This is a genomic window from Pseudomonas sp. GNP012 (genome assembly GCF_054343835.1).
Genome location: NZ_JBTGUU010000001.1, coordinates 157,333 through 174,463, shown reverse-complemented (window position 1 = coordinate 174,463; position 17,131 = coordinate 157,333). Strand labels below are relative to the sequence as shown.

The window sequence follows — 17,131 nt, the reverse complement described above, 5'->3', positions numbered from 1 at the left end:
AAAACTCCCGGCATTCCTGACGCAGGGATGCCGGGCACGCCTAACCGGCTGATGAGGTACACCTTACGATGTTTAGTTTTATTGCCCGCCGACTGGGGTTACTGATCCCCACGTTTTTCGGCATCACCTTGCTGACATTCGCGTTGATTCGCATGATCCCTGGCGACCCCGTGGAAGTCATGATGGGCGAACGCAGAGTCGACCCGGAAATGCACGCTCAGGCAATGGAACGCCTAGGTCTGAACAAACCCCTGTATGCCCAGTACCTGGATTACATCGGCAAACTGGCCCACGGCGACCTCGGAGAATCCCTGCGTACCCGTGAAAGCGTCTGGAACGAATTCACTTCCCTGTTCCCCGCGACCCTGGAGCTATCCATGGCCGCCCTGTTGTTCGCCGGCATCCTGGGCCTTCTGGCCGGGGTGATCGCGGCACTCAAGCGAGGATCCCTGTTCGACCATGGGGTGATGGGTATCTCCCTGGCGGGATACTCGATGCCGATCTTCTGGTGGGGCCTGATCCTGATCATGTTCTTCTCGGTGAGCCTGGGCTGGACCCCGGTGTCCGGACGGATCGACCTGCTCTACGACATCGAGCCACGCACCGGCTTCATGCTGATCGATACGCTGCTGGCCAACGAGCCGGACGCCTTCTTCGACGCCCTGCACCACCTGATCCTGCCGGCCATCGTGCTGGGTACCATCCCGCTGGCGGTGATCGCGCGGATGACCCGCTCCTCGATGCTCGAAGTACTGCGTGAAGACTACATCCGTACCGCCAAGGCCAAGGGCCTGTCGCCGTCGCGCGTGGTGTTCGTGCACGGTCTGCGTAACGCGCTGATTCCGGTACTGACCGTGGTCGGCCTGCAAGTCGGCACCCTGCTGGCCGGTGCGGTCCTGACCGAAACCATCTTCTCGTGGCCCGGCATCGGCAAATGGCTGATCGAAGCCATTGGCGCCCGGGACTATCCCGTCGTACAGAACGGCATCCTGTTAATCGCCTGCCTGGTGATTCTGGTCAACTTCGTAGTGGACATCCTCTACGGCTTTGCCAACCCACGCATCCGTCATCAGCGCTGAGATCATGACCATGACCACTCCAATTCCATCGGTAGCAGTCGATCAAAGCCTGCTGTACCCGTCTCCGTACAAAGAATTCTGGCAAGCGTTCTCCAAGAACAAAGGCGCCGTCGCCGGCCTGATGTTCATGCTGCTGGTGATTTTCTGCGCCATCTTCGCCCCGTGGGTCGCCCCACACGATCCGAGCGAGCAGTACCGCGACTTCCTGCTGACTCCGCCTGCCTGGCTGGAAGGTGGGCAACTGCAGTTCCTGCTCGGCACCGATGAACTGGGCCGCGACCTGCTGTCGCGCCTGATCACTGGCTCGCGCCTGTCGCTGCTGATCGGTTTGTCTTCGGTGGTGATGTCGCTGATTCCAGGGATCCTGCTGGGTCTGTTCGCCGGGTTCTTCCCGCGCGTGCTCGGCCCGACCATCATGCGCCTGATGGACATCATGCTGGCCCTGCCGTCCCTGCTGCTGGCCGTGGCGATCGTCGCCATCCTCGGCCCTGGCCTGATCAACACCGTGATCGCTATCGCCGTGGTATCCCTGCCGTCCTACGTTCGCCTGACCCGCGCTGCGGTGATGGGCGAGCTGAACCGCGACTACGTGACCGCTGCGCGCCTGGCCGGTGCCGGCCTGCCACGCCTGATGTTCGTTACCGTGCTGCCCAACTGCATGGCGCCGCTGATCGTTCAGGCAACCCTGAGCTTCTCTTCGGCGATTCTCGATGCCGCCGCACTGGGCTTCCTCGGCCTTGGCGTACAACCGCCAACCCCTGAGTGGGGCACCATGCTGGCTTCGGCCCGCGACTACATCGAACGCGCCTGGTGGGTGGTGAGCCTGCCTGGTTTGACCATTTTGCTCAGCGTGCTGGCAATCAACTTGATGGGTGACGGCCTGCGCGACGCGCTGGACCCGAAACTCAAGAACGCCGCCTGAGGAGATTCCCATGTCACTGTTAGAAATCAAGAATCTCAACGTTCGCTTCGGCGACAAGAACGCCACGCCAGTGGTCGACGGCCTCGACCTGAAAGTGGACAAGGGCGAAGTGCTGGCCATCGTTGGCGAGTCCGGTTCCGGCAAGTCCGTGACCATGATGGCGCTGATGGGCCTGATCGAGCACCCCGGCATCGTTACCGCCGACTCGCTCAGCTTTGACGGCAAGGACATGCTCAAGCTGAACAATCGCCAGCGTCGACAGATTGTCGGCAAAGACCTGTCCATGGTCTTCCAGGATCCGATGACCGCGCTGAACCCGAGCTACACCGTCGGTTTCCAGATCGAAGAAGTGCTGCGCCTGCACCTGAAAATGTCCGGCAAGGCGGCCCGCAAGCGTGCCATCGAACTGCTGGAAAAAGTTGAAATCCCGGGTGCAGCCAGTCGTATGGACGCCTACCCGCATCAACTGTCCGGCGGTATGAGCCAGCGTGTCGCGATTGCCATGGCGATTGCCGGCGAACCGAAACTGCTAATCGCCGACGAACCGACCACGGCACTCGACGTGACGATTCAGGCGCAAATCATGGACCTGCTGCTGGCGCTGCAGAAAGAGCAGAACATGGGCCTGGTGCTGATCACCCACGACCTCGCGGTCGTGGCCGAAACCGCCCAGCGCGTTTGCGTGATGTACGCCGGCCAAGCGGTCGAAGTCGGTCAGGTGCCGCAACTGTTCGACATTCCGGCACACCCTTACAGCGAAGCGCTGCTCAAGGCGATTCCGGAACACAGCCTGGGTGCCTCGCGCCTGTCGACCCTGCCGGGCATCGTTCCCGGTCGCTACGACCGTCCGCAGGGTTGCCTGCTGTCGCCACGCTGCCCGTACGTGAAAGACAACTGCCGTCAACAACGTCCGGCCCTTGACCAGAAAAGCAACAGCCTCGCTCGCTGCTTCTACCCGCTGAACCAGGAGGTGGCGTAATGGCCGTCGTTCTTACCGCCCGCGACCTGACCCGTCACTACGAGGTGTCCCGAGGCCTGTTCAAGGGTCACGCCACCGTGCGCGCCCTCAACGGCGTGTCGTTCGAACTGGAAGCCGGCAAGACCCTCGCTGTCGTCGGTGAATCCGGTTGCGGCAAATCCACCCTGGCCCGTGCCCTGACCCTGATCGAAGAGCCGTCCTCGGGCTCCTTGAAAATCGCCGGCCAGGAAGTCGCCGGTGCCGACAAGGCCCAGCGCAAGCAACTGCGCAAAGACGTGCAGATGGTGTTCCAGAGCCCGTACGCCTCGTTGAACCCACGGCAGAAGGTCGGTGATCAGTTGGCCGAGCCACTGTTGATCAACACCAACCTGAGCGCAGCGGAACGTCGTGAGAAAGTCCAGGCGATGATGAAGCAGGTGGGCTTGCGTCCCGAGCACTACCAGCGTTATCCGCACATGTTTTCCGGTGGTCAGCGCCAGCGGATCGCCCTGGCTCGCGCGATGATGCTGCAACCCAAAGTGCTGGTGGCAGACGAACCGACCTCGGCGCTGGACGTGTCGATTCAGGCACAGGTGCTCAACCTGTTCATGGATCTGCAGCAAGAGTTCAACACCGCCTACGTGTTCATCTCTCACAACCTGGCGGTGGTTCGCCACGTGGCCGACCATGTGATGGTGATGTACCTGGGCCGCCCGGTGGAAATGGGCACGAAGGAGGACATCTACTCCCGTCCCCTGCACCCCTACACCCAGGCACTGTTGTCGGCGACGCCAGCCATCCACCCGGATCCGGACAAGCCGAAAATCAAGATCGTCGGCGAGTTGCCCAACCCGCTGAACCCACCACCGGGCTGCGCCTTCCACAAGCGCTGCCCGTATGCGACCGAGCGCTGCAGCACTGAAGAGCCAGCCCTGCGCCGGCTCGACAACCGCCAGGTGGCTTGCCACTACGCCGAGCAATTCCTCGACGGCGCGGCGTAAAAAAACGCCTCGGTCTTTGGGGCGCGCTTGAGTCAACCAAACCCCTTCTCATTCGATTGCGCATCAATCGATACAGGAGGGGTTTTCTTTTGCCTGTCGAGTGGTGATTGAGCGTCGCTGTTTTGCAGAAGCACACCTGTCAGTCCTGAGAGCTTCGAACGCTCAGCCGTTTTGTTTGAATCCTGTCGGTGAGTCATTCAAAAACTATTAGGACAGGTGAAGCCTCATGGGCACTCAAGCAATAGACGTAATCCTGCTGGACGCGGGTCAACTGGACCCGGAATTTGGTGTGTCTGGACAGATCAGGCCTGACTTTCTGGCGGGCTCGGTCAGGGCCGTTGTGTTATCGGCTGAAGGTGAACTGACCTACGCCACTCGGCAGGGGGAAAGTGTCACTGTGTATCGCACCGATTCTGACGGCATCAAGGACAAGGCGTTTGGCAATGACGGGAACACAGGTGAGTGGCAGTTTGTCAGCGGTAAAAAGGCAAGTCCGTCACGTTTGCTACTGCAAGAGGATCGCAAGATCCTGGTGATCGGTGATACCCGAGAACCCGACGGTATTGGGCGGGCAGCACTGAGGCGCTTTCATGCCAACGGTAGCCCTGACCTGAACTTCGGCAGTGTCGTGATTCCTGTAGCACAGCATGATTATTCCCAAGTGGCATTGATCGACGGTTGCCTGCAGGGGGATGGAAAAATACTTGTGGCGTTCAGCTATTTCATCAGTGAGTCCGAAGGGTCACTGCTGGTTCGCCTGCACAGTAACGGCGAACTCGATACTGGTTTCGGCAATAACGGTTTTGTCGAGATCGAAACCGGGGGCGACTTCATCCGGCTTTGCAGCGTTGTGATTCAAGAGGGAAAAATCGTTGTTGGCGGAACCACCACATCCGGCCAGCTCGTTCTTGCACGTTATGACCTGCAGGGGCAGGTCGATAAACAATTTGGTGTCGATGGTTTTGCGTTCCTGGCAACGACCGATGGCTCACTCAAAATGAGTCAACTCATCGCACAGGCTGATGGCAAGCTGGCATGTGCCGGCGGTATCCAGGAGAGCATGGGCATGGCGATGAGGTTTACCGCGGACGGTCACCCCGATAAGGAGTGGAATGGCGGACTTCCTGTATTCACCAACACCGGTCCTGAAACCTTCTGGCGATCCCTGGCCCAGCAGCCGGACGGCAAGATTGTCGTGGTTGGTTACAACCGGGCACTCCATATCATCGCTGGCAGGTTGTTGCCCACTGGAGACTATGACACCCACTTCGGCGGGACTGGGTCCGGGTGGGTTTCTTTTGGTCCTTCAGGAGGATTGCCGTGGGATGTGAAGATCCAGAGCGGTGCTCGCATTATCGTTGGCGGCGAGGCTTTCATCGAAATGGGGAATCGCGGCCCGGTAGTCTACGGGCTCCAGGCCTGACCCCGTTCTCGACGGCGCGGCATAAAAACAGTGGGAGCGGGCTTGCTCGCGAAAGCGGTCTGTCAGTCGACATTGATACTGACTGGCATGACACCTTCGCGAGCAAGCCCGCTCCCACAGGGTTGGAGTTGTAATCCAACCCCTTCTACCTCGATTGCCTATCAGTCATGCTCGCCATCGAGCGATTACGTCTGGCTGTCGCCTTCTTCATCGGAGTCCGGCTCGTCGGTGGTCGAGTCATCGTCGTTGTCAGCACCACCCTGCCCCAGATCTCCCGGTTCCGATTCGGATTTGGCGAGCATCAACCCCGCGTATCCCGCTTGCCCGCTCGAAGCCTGCTCCCCGTGATCGATGCACTCGGCCCACGCCGTCGACGTCCCGAGCGATAGCATCACCAACACCTTCAACAACAATAAAACGCGAAACAACCTGTTCATAGCCGATTCCTTCCTTTCGTGGAGTGCCTGTCTGGCGCTGAGTGAAATCTAGTTCCGATCAGTCGGGTTCTCCAGATTGGACGCTGACGAGCGAGCAGAAATACACTCGGCAGAAAGACTGGTTTCAAATAAACCCAATAGCCGGATCAACTAAGCGAAACAGTCCCGCGAGGTTGACCCTCAAGTTTGTCCGGAGCGCGAGGGCGGGTAGCCTGATAAATCATAGGTATGGAAAGCAGCGCCAGTGCCGCACTGACCAGCCACACACTGTGCCCGCCAAAGTGACCGTACAACTGACCGCTGAGCATCGGCGACAACAGTGCACTCGCACTCCAGCTCATGAAAAACACGCCAAAGTACTGCCCGCTTTTTCCACGTTGCGCATGCTGCATGACCAGTGCATTCAGCGGCGGCATGAACAGCGCCTCTCCCAATGTCCAGACCACCGTCGACAGGCAGGCATAGAACAGCCCGGAACCCAACGGCAACATACCGAGCCCACAGGCCAGCAACAGACTGCCCGCCACCAGTTGGCGACGCGTGCCCCAGCGTTCGCCCCAATGGGTCAACGGAATCTGTAACGACACCACCAATACGGCATTCAATGCGAACTGCCAGCCGATAGCTTCGGTGCTCAGGCGATAGTAATCACGCAGGTAGTTACCCAGCGTGCTGTAGACCGTGTCGAATGCCATCCCGAGCAAGACCGTCGTCGCCAATAACCAGAGAAAGGGTTTGTCGCGATACGGCACCCATGAGCCTGAGCCGGTATCAGGTTTCTCGTCAGGCACCAGCACCGGTCGGCGCCATGTCGTGCGGACAAACCAGAGCAAGGCCAACAGGGTCATGGCTGCGCTGGAGAAAAACACCCAGCGAAAATCGGTCTGCGCCAAAACGCCGCCCGCCACCCCGGCAGCGGCCATTCCGAGGTTCCGGGCTACCCGACTCAAGGCCTGCGCCCGGGAACGCTGCGCAACCTCGCAATACTCCATGATCAGCCGCTGATGCAGCGTACGGATCGCCCCGTCGACGGCCCCACTGAGCAACAGCAACCCGGCCAGCAGCGGCACCTGCGTGACCAGCCCGAGCAGGATCAGAACCCACATCGACACAAAGAACAGCGCCGCGGTGAGCCGTGCCGTGCGCACATGATCACTGAGCAAACCACCGAGCATCGAGCCGATCAGCAATCCAGCGCCATATGCCGATAACAGCCAGCCAACGGTTTCAATAGCCAGCCCCAGTTCCTGACGCAGGTACAGCGCCATGAACAACTTGACCATGCTGCTCAGTCGATTGATGAACAGCAGCGCCGCGAGCACCCAGGCCATAACGCCGAAATAGCCGTCCAGCCTCAGCAGATGAGTCAGCCGATGCGTCATTCCCTTGATCATCAATATGGCCGCTGTTTGCGAAATGTGTCTTGAACACTAAACGCCAATGACTGACTCGTCGCAGGCAAATCTCCCACATAGGGCAAAAGCAGAGGCGGACTACAAATGCGAAGGAAAAGACCTACGCAATCGCCTCCAGCGCAAAATCAATCCACAAAAAAAGCCCGCTGTTTTCACAGCGGGCTTTCGGGTGTCGCCATTCAGCGCTTAGTGATGCTCGCGGGTCGCGCGGAATTTCACGTCCGGCCAGCGCTCTTCCATCAGTGCCAGGTTGACCCGCGTAGGCGCGAGGTAGGTCAGGTGACCGCCGCCGTCCAGTGCCAGGTTTTCCACAGCCTTGTTGGAGAACTCCTCAAGCTTCTTCTTGTCGCTGCATTCGATCCAGCGCGCGGAATAAACAGTGATCGGCTCGTAGGAGCACTCGACCTTGTATTCCTCTTTCAAACGGCTGGCGACCACATCGAACTGCAGTACACCGACGGCGCCGAGGATGATGTCGTTACTGCGTTCCGGGAAGAACACCTGGGTCGCACCTTCTTCGGCCAGCTGCTGCAAGCCCTGGCGCAGTTGCTTGGATTTGAGCGGATCCTTCAGGCGCACGCGGCGGAACAGTTCCGGGGCGAAGTGCGGGATGCCGGTGAAGCCCAGGACTTCGCCTTCGCTGAAGGTGTCGCCGATCTGGATGGTGCCGTGGTTGTGCAGGCCGATGATGTCGCCGGCAAACGCCTCTTCCAGTTGCTCACGCTCGGAGGAGAAGAAGGTCAGCGCGTCGCCGATCCGCACGTCCTTGCCGGTGCGCACATGGCGCATCTTCATGCCTTTTTCGTACTTGCCGGAGCAGATACGCATGAAGGCGATGCGGTCGCGGTGTTTCGGGTCCATGTTCGCCTGGATCTTGAAGATGAAGCCCGAGAACTTCTCTTCCACCGGCTCCACGGTGCGCTCATTGGCCACCCGGGCCAGCGGGCGCGGAGCCCAATCAACGACGGCGTCGAGGACGTGGTCGACACCGAAGTTGCCCAGCGCCGTACCGAAGAACACCGGGGTCAACTGACCGTCGAGGAATTCCTGCTGGTTGAACTCGTGGCAGGCGCCCTGCACCAGTTCAAGCTGTTCTAGGAAACGTTCGTACTCGTCACCCAGGTGCGCACGGGCTTCATCGGAATCGAGCTTCTCGATGATCTTGGTTTCGGTGCGCTCATGGCCGTGACCGGCGGTGTACACGATGATGTAGTCGTCGGCGAGGTGATACACGCCTTTGAAGTCACGGTAGCAACCGATCGGCCAGGTGATCGGCGCAGCCTTGATCTTGAGGACGGCTTCGATTTCGTCGAGCAGTTCGATCGGGTCGCGGATGTCACGGTCGAGTTTGTTGATGAAGCTGACGATCGGCGTGTCACGCAGACGGCAGACGTCCATCAGGGCGATGGTCCGTGGCTCTACACCTTTACCGCCGTCGAGAACCATCAACGCCGAGTCCACCGCCGTCAGGGTGCGGTAGGTATCTTCGGAGAAGTCTTCGTGGCCCGGGGTGTCGAGCAGGTTGATCATGTGCTCGCGATACGGGAATTGCATGACCGACGTGGTAATGGAAATACCACGCTGCTTTTCCATTTCCATCCAGTCGGAGGTGGCATGGCGGTCGGATTTACGAGATTTCACCGTACCGGCTACCGCGATCGCCTTGCCCATCAGCAAGAGCTTCTCGGTGATGGTGGTCTTACCGGCATCGGGGTGGGAAATAATGGCGAAAGTGCGGCGTTTCGCGACTTCGGCGGCCTGTTTGGTCATGGGAAATCGCCTGGCAGGTGATTCAAAAAAGGGCGGCGAGTATAGCTTAAAAAGTGATCTACGGACCACCGTCCATACACCCCGATCCCCCTGTAGGAGCTGCCGAAGGCTGCGATCCTTTGATCTTCGGCGTCATTGAAAACGCCAAAAGATCGCAGCCTTCGGCAGCTCCTACAGGTGGCCACATGGCATTTAATGTGGGAACCTTTTAAAGCACGGAGACGTCCACTCCCCCGTAACGACCACTCGTCGGGGGCCTGAAACACCTGCAATTCGGCCTGACGAGGCTGTGCTCATGGCTCGATTGCCCTGCGCCACCCCCTGTAGGAGCGAGCCCGCTCGCGATGGACTTCAACGATAACGCTGGGTAGCGAATGTATGCGTTGCCTGGACGTTTTTCGCGAGCAAGCTCGCTCCTACAGTGGAACGCGCTCGGCATGAGCTGCTTCTCGCGATCATTTTTTCGGCAGCCAGGAATGGCGTTGCCACGCGAAAAAGTGTTCGCCGACTGAAAAAAGGAGTCCGCCTGTGGCTATCCGCTATGGCAAAGGGCTGATGGGAGGCGCGTTGGTAATCGCCCTTCTGGCCCAGCTGGTCCAATGGATCGGCATCAACACGATCGAACACTACCGCGACGATTTGTTGTTTTACCTGCAAGCTCATCTGATTCTCGTCCTCGCGTCCATGCTGGCCGCCCTTGTCATGGGCATCCCCGCCGGTATCTTGCTCAGCCGCCCGTCCATGGTCGGTCGCGCTGAACGTTTCATGCAGCTCTTCAACATCGGCAACACCGTTCCGCCTCTGGCCGTCCTGGCCCTTGCCCTGGGCATCCTCGGCATCGGCAGCGGCCCGGCCATCTTCGCCCTGTTCCTCGCCTCCTTGCTGCCCATCGTGCGCAACACTTATGAGGGCCTGAAAAACGTTCAGGGCTCGCTCAAGGAAGCCGCCGTCGGCATCGGCATGACGCCGCACCAAGTGCTGTGGAAAGTCGAGCTGCCGAACGCCGTGCCGATCATCATTGGTGGCGTGCGCGTGGCGTTGGCGATCAATGTCGGGACGGCACCGCTGGCGTTCCTGATCGGCGCCAACAGTCTTGGCAGCCTGATATTCCCCGGCATTGCCCTGAACAATCAGTCGCAGTTGCTGCTCGGTGCCGCATGCACCGCGTTGCTGGCCCTGTTGCTGGACGGCATGGTCACCCTTGGCAGTCGCCTCTGGCTCGAACGCGGCCTGCGCCCGAATTAAGCCTCGGCAAAGGAAATCTCATGAAAACAACAAGCTTTTTACTAGGCTGCGTTCTGCTGTGCGCAGGATTTGCCCAGGCCGCGGAAAAACCGTTGATCCGCATCGGCGCCCGGGTGTTCACCGAACAGACCCTGCTGGCGGAAATCACCGCGCAATACCTGCGCACCAAGGGTTACGACGTGCAAGTGACCGGCGGCCTGGGCAGCAATCTGGCCCGCAGCGCCCACGAAAGCGGTCAACTGGACATGCTCTGGGAATACACCGGTGTGTCGCTGGTGGCCTACAACCATGTAACCGAAAAACTCGACAGCGAACAGTCCTACGCGCGGGTAAGAGAACTCGACGCACAAAAAGGCCTGGTCTGGCTCACTCCGTCGAAATTCAGCAACACCTACGCCCTCGCCCTGCCGAAAAACATCGCTGACCAATACCCGCAGATCAACACCATCAGTGAGCTGAACAGGGTGCTGCACAACGAGGCCGAGACCAACAATCTGGTGGCGCTGGATACCGAGTTCGCCAACCGTTCGGACGGACTCGCAGGCATGGTGCAGCTGTACGACATGAACCTGACCCGCAAAAACATCCGGCAGATGGACGCCGGGCTGGTCTATACCGCGCTGCGCAATGGCCAGGTGTTTGCCGGCCTGGTCTACACCACTGATGGTCGCCTCAACGCCTTCAAGCTGAAATTGCTGGAAGACGACAAGCACTACTTCCCCGACTACACCGCCGCGCCCGTGGTGCGTCAGGCCTTCCTCGATGCGCATCCGCAACTGGCTGCACAGCTCAAGCCACTGGCGGGACTGTTCGACGACAACACCATGCGCGAGCTCAACGCGCGGGTGGATGTCGATCACCAGAGTCCTTCAGCCGTGGCCGCCGATTTCCTGCGCCAGCATCCATTGAACTGAGAAGGAGAAGTAATGGAATTCTTGAACGCCTTTTCCCATCTCGACTGGCAACAGGCGATGCATCTGACCGGGCAACACATCACGCTGGTCGGCATTGCCGTGACCCTGGCGATTCTGGTCGGCGTGCCTTTGGGCATCCTGATGACGCGTTTCCCGAGCCTCGCCGGGCCTTTGCAGGCCAGTGCAACAGTGCTGCTGACGGTGCCGTCGATTGCCCTGTTCGGCCTGTTGCTGCCGTTCTACTCCAGATTCGGCCAGGGCCTCGGCCCGATGCCAGCGATCACCGCAGTGTTTCTCTATTCACTGCTGCCGATCATGCGTAACACCTACCTGGCCCTGACCAGCGTCGAACCGGGAATCCGCGAAGCGGCGCGCGGCATCGGCATGACGTTCGGCCAACGCCTGCGCATGGTTGAGCTGCCCATCGCCGTGCCGGTGATCCTTGCCGGCGTACGCACCGCCGTGGTCATGAACATCGGCGTCATGACCATCGCCGCCACCATCGGTGCCGGTGGCCTCGGTGTACTCATCCTCGCTTCCATCAGCCGCAGCGACATGTCGATGCTGATCGTCGGCGCCGTGCTGGTCAGTGTGCTGGCGATCATCGCCGACCTGATCCTGCAAGTGCTGCAACGCTCGCTGACTCCAAAAGGACTGCTCAAATGATCGAACTTCAAAACCTCAGCAAGACCTTCCAAAGCAACGGCAAGGATGTGAAAGCCGTGGACTCGGTGAGTCTGACCGTCAATGAAGGCGAAATCTGCGTGTTCCTCGGGCCATCGGGTTGCGGCAAAAGCACCACGCTGAAAATGATCAACCGCCTGATCACTCCGACCTCGGGCAAGATCCTGATCAACGGCGAAGACACCACCGGCCTCGACGAAGTGACGCTGCGCCGCAACATCGGTTACGTGATCCAGCAGATCGGCCTGTTCCCGAACATGACCATCGAAGAGAACATCGTGGTCGTACCGAAACTGCTCGGTTGGGACAAACAAAAATGCCACGACCGCGCCCGCGAATTGATGAGCATGATCAAGCTCGAACCCAAGCAGTACTTGCATCGCTATCCACGGGAGTTGTCCGGTGGTCAGCAACAACGGATCGGCGTGATTCGCGCCTTGGCGGCAGATGCGCCATTGCTGTTGATGGACGAACCGTTCGGCGCGGTCGACCCGATCAACCGCGAGATGATCCAGAACGAATTCTTCGAGATGCAGCGGGCGCTGAACAAGACCGTGATCATGGTCAGCCATGACATCGACGAGGCGATCAAGCTCGGCGACAAGATCGCGATCTTCCGCGCCGGCAAGCTATTGCAGATCGATCACCCGGACACCTTGCTCGCGCACCCGGCGGATGAGTTTGTCAGCAACTTCGTCGGCCAGGACAGCACGCTCAAGCGCCTGCTGCTGGTGAAAGCCGAAGACGCGGCGGACAACGCGCCCTCCGTCAGCCCGCAAACCCCGGTGGCTGAAGCGCTGGAGTTGATGGACGAACATGACCGTCGCTACGTGGTGGTCACTTGTGCCGAGAATAAAGCCCTGGGTTATGTACGACGCCGCGACCTGCACCGTCAGACCGGTACCTGCGCGCAGTACCAGCGCGAGTTCAACGCCACGGCCGCGTACGACGAGCATTTACGCATCCTGCTATCGCGCATGTACGAGTTCAACCGGTCGTGGTTGCCGGTGATGGATGCCGAGCGGGTGTTCCTTGGCGAGGTCACTCAGGAGTCGATTGCGGCTTATCTGAGCTCGGGTCGCTCCCGCGGTGCCAAGACCAGTATTGTTTCACCAGCAGAAGTAGCACTCACTTGATTGATTATCTTCCATAGTCCATTTCGCTTGGCCCATCACCACCTCAAGAGGAAAAACGGAGATTGGGTCAAGTGCTGGCGCCATGTAAATTTGCAATCGTTAACAAACGAACATCAAAGACTGTCAAAAGTGATAGCTCCGCTATTGCCTGGAAAAAGCTCTACTCAATCGGGAGCACAGCGACACGCTCTCACAAATAAACTTACCAGGTTATAGAGGTCACCCATGAAAACCAACAATTCGACATCACCCGCCACACTGACACCAGAAGCCAGCTCCGTGGAGACAAAGGTCATGGCTGGTCCACCCACACAAATCATCATAGGAGGTCTAGCAGACCCGCAGCTTGTCAAAAAAGGGGGAAACTTCAAATTGGTGATCGCGGCAAAACTCGTCGACAAAGACGGCAGGGAGGTTACAGGCGTTACTTCCGCATGGACGACAACTACAGCCGGCGCCACTATCAATCGAGGTCCTGGAAACATGAACGGGACATTCACGTTAAACAATGTGCAACAAAACACCATTATTCAATTTACCGTTACCACGCAGCAGTACCCAGCCATTCGCAAGAGCGTAAGCCTTAGGCTTAATGTCTATTGATCGGCGACCGCTCCCATATTTCGTCGGTCAAACAGTGTCGCCCTGATCGATTTTGCTCCTGTTCGGGAGCGCAGCAGCCGTAGTTGCCTGACAGCCCATATGACTCAGTAAAAATGCAAAACCTGTGGGAGCGAGCTTGCTCGCGATGGCATTTTCACAGCCAACAACGTCGTTGACTGACATTACGCTATCGCGAGCAAGCTCGCCCCCACAGATCTCTGCGATTTTTTAGTGATTCGCAGGCCGGAAAAAAATATCAACAGCACCGCCCGAAAAAGCCATCCATAAATACCTTCTGAAATAGCCAGCCCCCCTTTAAGCTCACCTTCTGGCAGCCAACTTCGCCGATATTGACGCCATCGTAGTTATCAGGGATTTTGTGTACAAAAGCATCGAACGTGCAGGTATTTTTAACACTTCGTAATTCTTCGGGAACATCCGCCTGTCATCTGAGTCGGTTACAAAGAGTGATGCCCGCAACGCGCGTCAGAAGAGTGCAAAAACGCGACATTTTTTGTTGATCTCAAGCCCCTCACGCCCTAAAGTTCGCGCCGAACGTCCATGCTGGAAACGATCCATCCGGCTCAAGTACTGACGACGAGACAGCAAGGCCAAGGGAAAGCTGCACATCCCATGGCCTTTTTGCTTTCGGCGACATGCCTTGGGAAGTAGGCGAACCAAAGTGGGGATACGGAGGACGTTCATTTGCACCCATTGATTACTAACGTTTGCCAGTAGGAGCTCCCAGGTATGTCGATCCAGGTCGAAGACTATTTCGCGCGTGAAACCTTTCAGAAAATGAAGGCGTTCGCCGACAAACAGGAAACCCCGTTCGTGGTGATCGACACCGCGATGATCGCCCAGGCCTACGACGACCTGCGCGCCGGTTTCGAATTCGCCAAGGTCTACTACGCGGTCAAGGCCAACCCGGCCGTCGAAATCATTGACCTGCTCAAAGAGAAAGGCTCGAGCTTCGATATCGCCTCGATCTATGAGCTGGACAAAGTGCTGGGCCGCGGCGTCAGCGCCGACAACATCAGCTACGGCAACACCATCAAGAAATCCAAGGACATCCGCTACTTCTACGACAAGGGCGTGCGCCTGTTCGCCACCGACTCCGAAGCCGACCTGCGCAACATTGCCAAGGCCGCACCGGGTTCGAAAGTCTACGTGCGTATCCTGACCGAAGGCTCGACCACCGCCGACTGGCCGTTGTCGCGCAAATTCGGCTGCCAGACCGACATGGCCATGGACCTGTTGATCCTCGCTCGCGACCTGGGCCTGGTGCCTTACGGCATCTCGTTCCACGTCGGCTCGCAGCAGCGTGACATCAGCGTCTGGGACGCGGCGATCGCCAAGGTCAAAGTGATCTTCGAGCGCCTGAAAGAAGAAGACGGCATCCACCTGAAGCTGATCAACATGGGCGGCGGCTTCCCGGCCAACTACATCACCCGCACCAACAGCCTGGAGACCTACGCGGAAGAAATCATCCGCTTCCTCAAGGAAGACTTCGGTGATGACCTGCCGGAAATAATCCTGGAACCGGGCCGCTCGCTGATCGCCAACGCCGGCATCCTGGTCAGCGAAGTGGTGCTGGTCGCGCGTAAATCCCGTACCGCGGTAGAGCGTTGGGTGTACACGGACGTGGGCAAGTTCTCCGGCCTGATCGAAACCATGGACGAAGCCATCAAGTTCCCGATCTGGACCGAGAAAAAGGGCGAGATGGAAGAAGTGGTCATCGCCGGCCCTACCTGCGACAGCGCCGACATCATGTACGAAAACTACAAATACGGCCTGCCGCTGAACCTGGCCATCGGTGATCGCCTGTACTGGCTGTCGACCGGTGCGTACACCACCAGTTACAGCGCTGTCGAGTTCAATGGTTTCCCGCCGCTGAAATCGTTCTACGTGTAACCCCACGCCGCTTGAAAAAGGCCCATGTATTCATGGGCCTTTTTTATTTGCGTGTGTCCAGACCTCAAGATGGCCAAGCATCGAAACAACTTCCAGGCTGGCGATCTGGAAAGGCTGAACAACCTGAAATCCACCTGACTGACGGGTTGAACGTTGGTGCTGCCAAATTGTTTTCCTGTAAATACATCATTGCCCCACTCCGAATGGCCAGACGATTGTTCTCATACTCCTGATCCGACGCCTTATCTTCTCCGAACTTTTAATATTGACTATTCTTTTGCAGCGCCAATCCGATCATACAGAACGGAAATCAATCAGCGCCGCAAATCAACTTTTCTCGAAACACCACCACACACAAACAATCAAATATAAAAATCAAACACAACCCACTCATGCAGTGCAAAAAATCGCCATCACCGCGCCCTCAATTCAAAACTTTCAAAGAAACAACAAAAAACAACCAACAACTCGTCACACTCAATACATATACTCAAAATCAACAACAACCTTAAGCTAAGGATTCAAATCACACTTCAAGGAAGTTAAAAGTGCAACCGATTCAAAGTCCATACATCACCAAAAATGACATCAAAAAAATAAAAAATTACATTTCTGCCGCCAAAGAACTACCTCAAAGTACCGAAGACGTTGAAAAACAATTAAAAACAGACCACACCGACATTGTCGGGCTGGAGCTAATCGATATTGTCGAGCTGTATATCTCGATCACAAAAAACGCCAGCCTCTGGGCAGACATCGAGTATTCGATGAAACGTGTGGCCAGTAGCCTGGCAACCTTCTCGGAGGATCTGGAAAGTTTCGGCCAGAACATTATCGACGCCGCCGAGACCATGCCCGGCTACATAGACTACCTGGGCACCATCGACTCGCTGACCGAGGAAGAAATCAATAGCCTTCCACCCCTGGAAATCGGCAAGACAGAGAGGAACCGATTTGGCTCCATACAGGAGTCGCTGGCGTTCATTGCAAGTTCGATCGAAGAGAAAAAACTCAGCAGCCAGGACGTCAACGGGCGCCTGAAATATTTCAAGTCTGATCTTAACGATAAGGTTGCGATCAACATTGGCGAAAAACTGAAGCTGGCCAGCGACGAGCAAATCAACCGACAACTCACCGAACTGAATGCCGACATCGATCTGGCCCAGCAACGAATAGATGAAAAAACCAAAGAGACTGAACCCAACTTTTTCGAGCATATCCTCGGATTTGCCGCTGGCATCAATGGCAGCTCATCGATGTATTACCGTCTGCTCGAGGTGCAGCAGGCAGCCCACTTGCGCCCGCTGATCACTCAACGAGACTTATTGACGGAACAGGTCAAGCAAAAAAACATTCTCGCCGGCACCCTCATGGAGTTTCAGACTGGATTGAGCAGTATGTCGATTTATGTAGAGGGCGCTATCCAGAGTACCTCGCAATTGGAGACGCTGTGGATCTCCATTACCGATTACATCAACGCCTCGCAAAACAAAGTTATGGGCATGAAAGACTTCCTGACCCTCAGAGGCTTTGTATCGAGCTTCAAGGTTGTTCTTAAAAACTGGAAAACAGTTCAATCCAATTCGAACCAACTGATCAGTGCTTTCGACTAATCCCATCTAATCAATAA

The 17,131-nt window shown here is 57.5% G+C and carries 15 protein-coding genes; 12 read left to right on the top strand and 3 right to left on the bottom strand.

The genetic code is table 11. The features are described from left to right. Positions 1-68 precede the first annotated feature (68 nt). From ACXX83_RS00700 to ACXX83_RS00680, 5 genes are all read left to right on the top strand, one after another. Positions 69-1,079 (top strand): ABC transporter permease subunit, encoded by a 1,011-nt coding sequence (locus ACXX83_RS00700; RefSeq protein ID WP_015093471.1) that lies wholly within the window; start codon positions 69-71, stop codon positions 1,077-1,079. A 10-nt stretch (positions 1,080-1,089) separates the two neighbouring features. Further along, positions 1,090-2,001: an ABC transporter permease subunit gene (locus ACXX83_RS00695; protein WP_095965919.1), complete on the top strand. Its 912-nt coding sequence runs from the start codon at positions 1,090-1,092 to the stop codon at positions 1,999-2,001. A gap of 10 nt (positions 2,002-2,011) precedes the next feature. Further along, positions 2,012-2,980 (top strand): ABC transporter ATP-binding protein, encoded by a 969-nt coding sequence (locus ACXX83_RS00690; RefSeq protein ID WP_007973051.1) that lies wholly within the window; start codon positions 2,012-2,014, stop codon positions 2,978-2,980. Further along, positions 2,980-3,960: a peptide ABC transporter ATP-binding protein gene (locus ACXX83_RS00685; RefSeq protein WP_458547347.1), complete on the top strand. Its 981-nt coding sequence runs from the start codon at positions 2,980-2,982 to the stop codon at positions 3,958-3,960. The genes ACXX83_RS00690 and ACXX83_RS00685 overlap by 1 nt, the downstream gene beginning before the upstream one ends. A 226-nt stretch (positions 3,961-4,186) precedes the next feature. Next, a complete protein-coding gene (locus tag ACXX83_RS00680) occupies positions 4,187-5,383 on the top strand; it encodes a hypothetical protein (RefSeq protein WP_458547346.1) in 1,197 nt (398 codons plus the stop codon). A 185-nt stretch (positions 5,384-5,568) separates the two neighbouring features. Here the strand turns inward: ACXX83_RS00680 and ACXX83_RS00675 are convergent, their stop codons facing one another. From ACXX83_RS00675 to ACXX83_RS00665, 3 genes are all read right to left on the bottom strand, one after another. After that, positions 5,569-5,820 carry a hypothetical protein gene (locus tag ACXX83_RS00675; RefSeq protein WP_095965921.1) on the bottom strand — a complete coding sequence of 84 codons (252 nt, stop codon included), beginning with the start codon at positions 5,818-5,820 and terminating at the stop codon, positions 5,569-5,571. A gap of 146 nt (positions 5,821-5,966) precedes the next feature. After that, a complete protein-coding gene (locus ACXX83_RS00670) occupies positions 5,967-7,202 on the bottom strand; it encodes an MFS transporter (RefSeq protein WP_458547345.1) in 1,236 nt (411 codons plus the stop codon). A 219-nt stretch (positions 7,203-7,421) separates the two neighbouring features. After that, complete coding sequence (locus ACXX83_RS00665; protein ID WP_007973058.1) at positions 7,422-9,005, bottom strand: peptide chain release factor 3; 1,584 nt, start codon at positions 9,003-9,005, stop codon at positions 7,422-7,424. A gap of 555 nt (positions 9,006-9,560) precedes the next feature. On the opposite strand from ACXX83_RS00665, the gene ACXX83_RS00660 reads away from it, so the two are divergent. From ACXX83_RS00660 to ACXX83_RS00630, 7 genes are all read left to right on the top strand, one after another. Beyond that, positions 9,561-10,250, top strand: coding sequence for an ABC transporter permease (locus tag ACXX83_RS00660; protein WP_458550151.1), 690 nt, complete (start codon positions 9,561-9,563; stop codon positions 10,248-10,250). A 20-nt stretch (positions 10,251-10,270) separates the two neighbouring features. Further along, positions 10,271-11,164 carry a glycine betaine ABC transporter substrate-binding protein gene (locus tag ACXX83_RS00655; RefSeq protein WP_458547344.1) on the top strand — a complete coding sequence of 298 codons (894 nt, stop codon included), beginning with the start codon at positions 10,271-10,273 and terminating at the stop codon, positions 11,162-11,164. Between the two features lie 12 nt (positions 11,165-11,176). Next, positions 11,177-11,830 carry an ABC transporter permease gene (locus ACXX83_RS00650; protein WP_217837181.1) on the top strand — a complete coding sequence of 218 codons (654 nt, stop codon included), beginning with the start codon at positions 11,177-11,179 and terminating at the stop codon, positions 11,828-11,830. Further along, entirely contained in the window at positions 11,827-12,984 is a 1,158-nt protein-coding gene (locus ACXX83_RS00645; RefSeq protein ID WP_458547343.1) for an osmoprotectant ABC transporter ATP-binding protein OsmV, read from the top strand. Before ACXX83_RS00650 ends, ACXX83_RS00645 begins: the two co-directional genes overlap by 4 nt. Before the next feature lie 225 nt (positions 12,985-13,209). Further along, positions 13,210-13,587 carry a hypothetical protein gene (locus ACXX83_RS00640; protein WP_458547342.1) on the top strand — a complete coding sequence of 126 codons (378 nt, stop codon included), beginning with the start codon at positions 13,210-13,212 and terminating at the stop codon, positions 13,585-13,587. Positions 13,588-14,337: 750 nt separating this feature from the next. After that, on the top strand, positions 14,338-15,501 hold the full coding sequence (locus ACXX83_RS00635; protein WP_217837179.1) for a type III PLP-dependent enzyme: 1,164 nt from the start codon (positions 14,338-14,340) through the stop codon (positions 15,499-15,501). 548 nt (positions 15,502-16,049) lie between these two features. Next, on the top strand, positions 16,050-17,114 hold the full coding sequence (locus ACXX83_RS00630) for an alpha-xenorhabdolysin family binary toxin subunit A (protein WP_458547341.1): 1,065 nt from the start codon (positions 16,050-16,052) through the stop codon (positions 17,112-17,114). Positions 17,115-17,131: the final 17 nt, after the last annotated feature.

Bases quoted from the DNA above. Each gene is read 5' to 3' on its own strand.
- ACXX83_RS00700 (WP_015093471.1), top strand. From the start codon at position 69: ATGTTTAGTTTTATTGCCCGCCGACTGGGGTTACTGATCCCCACGTTT.
- ACXX83_RS00695 (WP_095965919.1), top strand. From the start codon at position 1,090: ATGACCACTCCAATTCCATCGGTAGCAGTCGATCAAAGCCTGCTGTAC.
- ACXX83_RS00690 (WP_007973051.1), top strand. From the start codon at position 2,012: ATGTCACTGTTAGAAATCAAGAATCTCAACGTTCGCTTCGGCGACAAG.
- ACXX83_RS00685 (WP_458547347.1), top strand. From the start codon at position 2,980: ATGGCCGTCGTTCTTACCGCCCGCGACCTGACCCGTCACTACGAGGTG.
- ACXX83_RS00680 (WP_458547346.1), top strand. From the start codon at position 4,187: ATGGGCACTCAAGCAATAGACGTAATCCTGCTGGACGCGGGTCAACTG.
- ACXX83_RS00675 (WP_095965921.1), bottom strand. From the start codon at position 5,820: ATGAACAGGTTGTTTCGCGTTTTATTGTTGTTGAAGGTGTTGGTGATG.
- ACXX83_RS00670 (WP_458547345.1), bottom strand. From the start codon at position 7,202: ATGACGCATCGGCTGACTCATCTGCTGAGGCTGGACGGCTATTTCGGC.
- ACXX83_RS00665 (WP_007973058.1), bottom strand. From the start codon at position 9,005: ATGACCAAACAGGCCGCCGAAGTCGCGAAACGCCGCACTTTCGCCATT.
- ACXX83_RS00660 (WP_458550151.1), top strand. From the start codon at position 9,561: ATGGGAGGCGCGTTGGTAATCGCCCTTCTGGCCCAGCTGGTCCAATGG.
- ACXX83_RS00655 (WP_458547344.1), top strand. From the start codon at position 10,271: ATGAAAACAACAAGCTTTTTACTAGGCTGCGTTCTGCTGTGCGCAGGA.
- ACXX83_RS00650 (WP_217837181.1), top strand. From the start codon at position 11,177: ATGGAATTCTTGAACGCCTTTTCCCATCTCGACTGGCAACAGGCGATG.
- ACXX83_RS00645 (WP_458547343.1), top strand. From the start codon at position 11,827: ATGATCGAACTTCAAAACCTCAGCAAGACCTTCCAAAGCAACGGCAAG.
- ACXX83_RS00640 (WP_458547342.1), top strand. From the start codon at position 13,210: ATGAAAACCAACAATTCGACATCACCCGCCACACTGACACCAGAAGCC.
- ACXX83_RS00635 (WP_217837179.1), top strand. From the start codon at position 14,338: ATGTCGATCCAGGTCGAAGACTATTTCGCGCGTGAAACCTTTCAGAAA.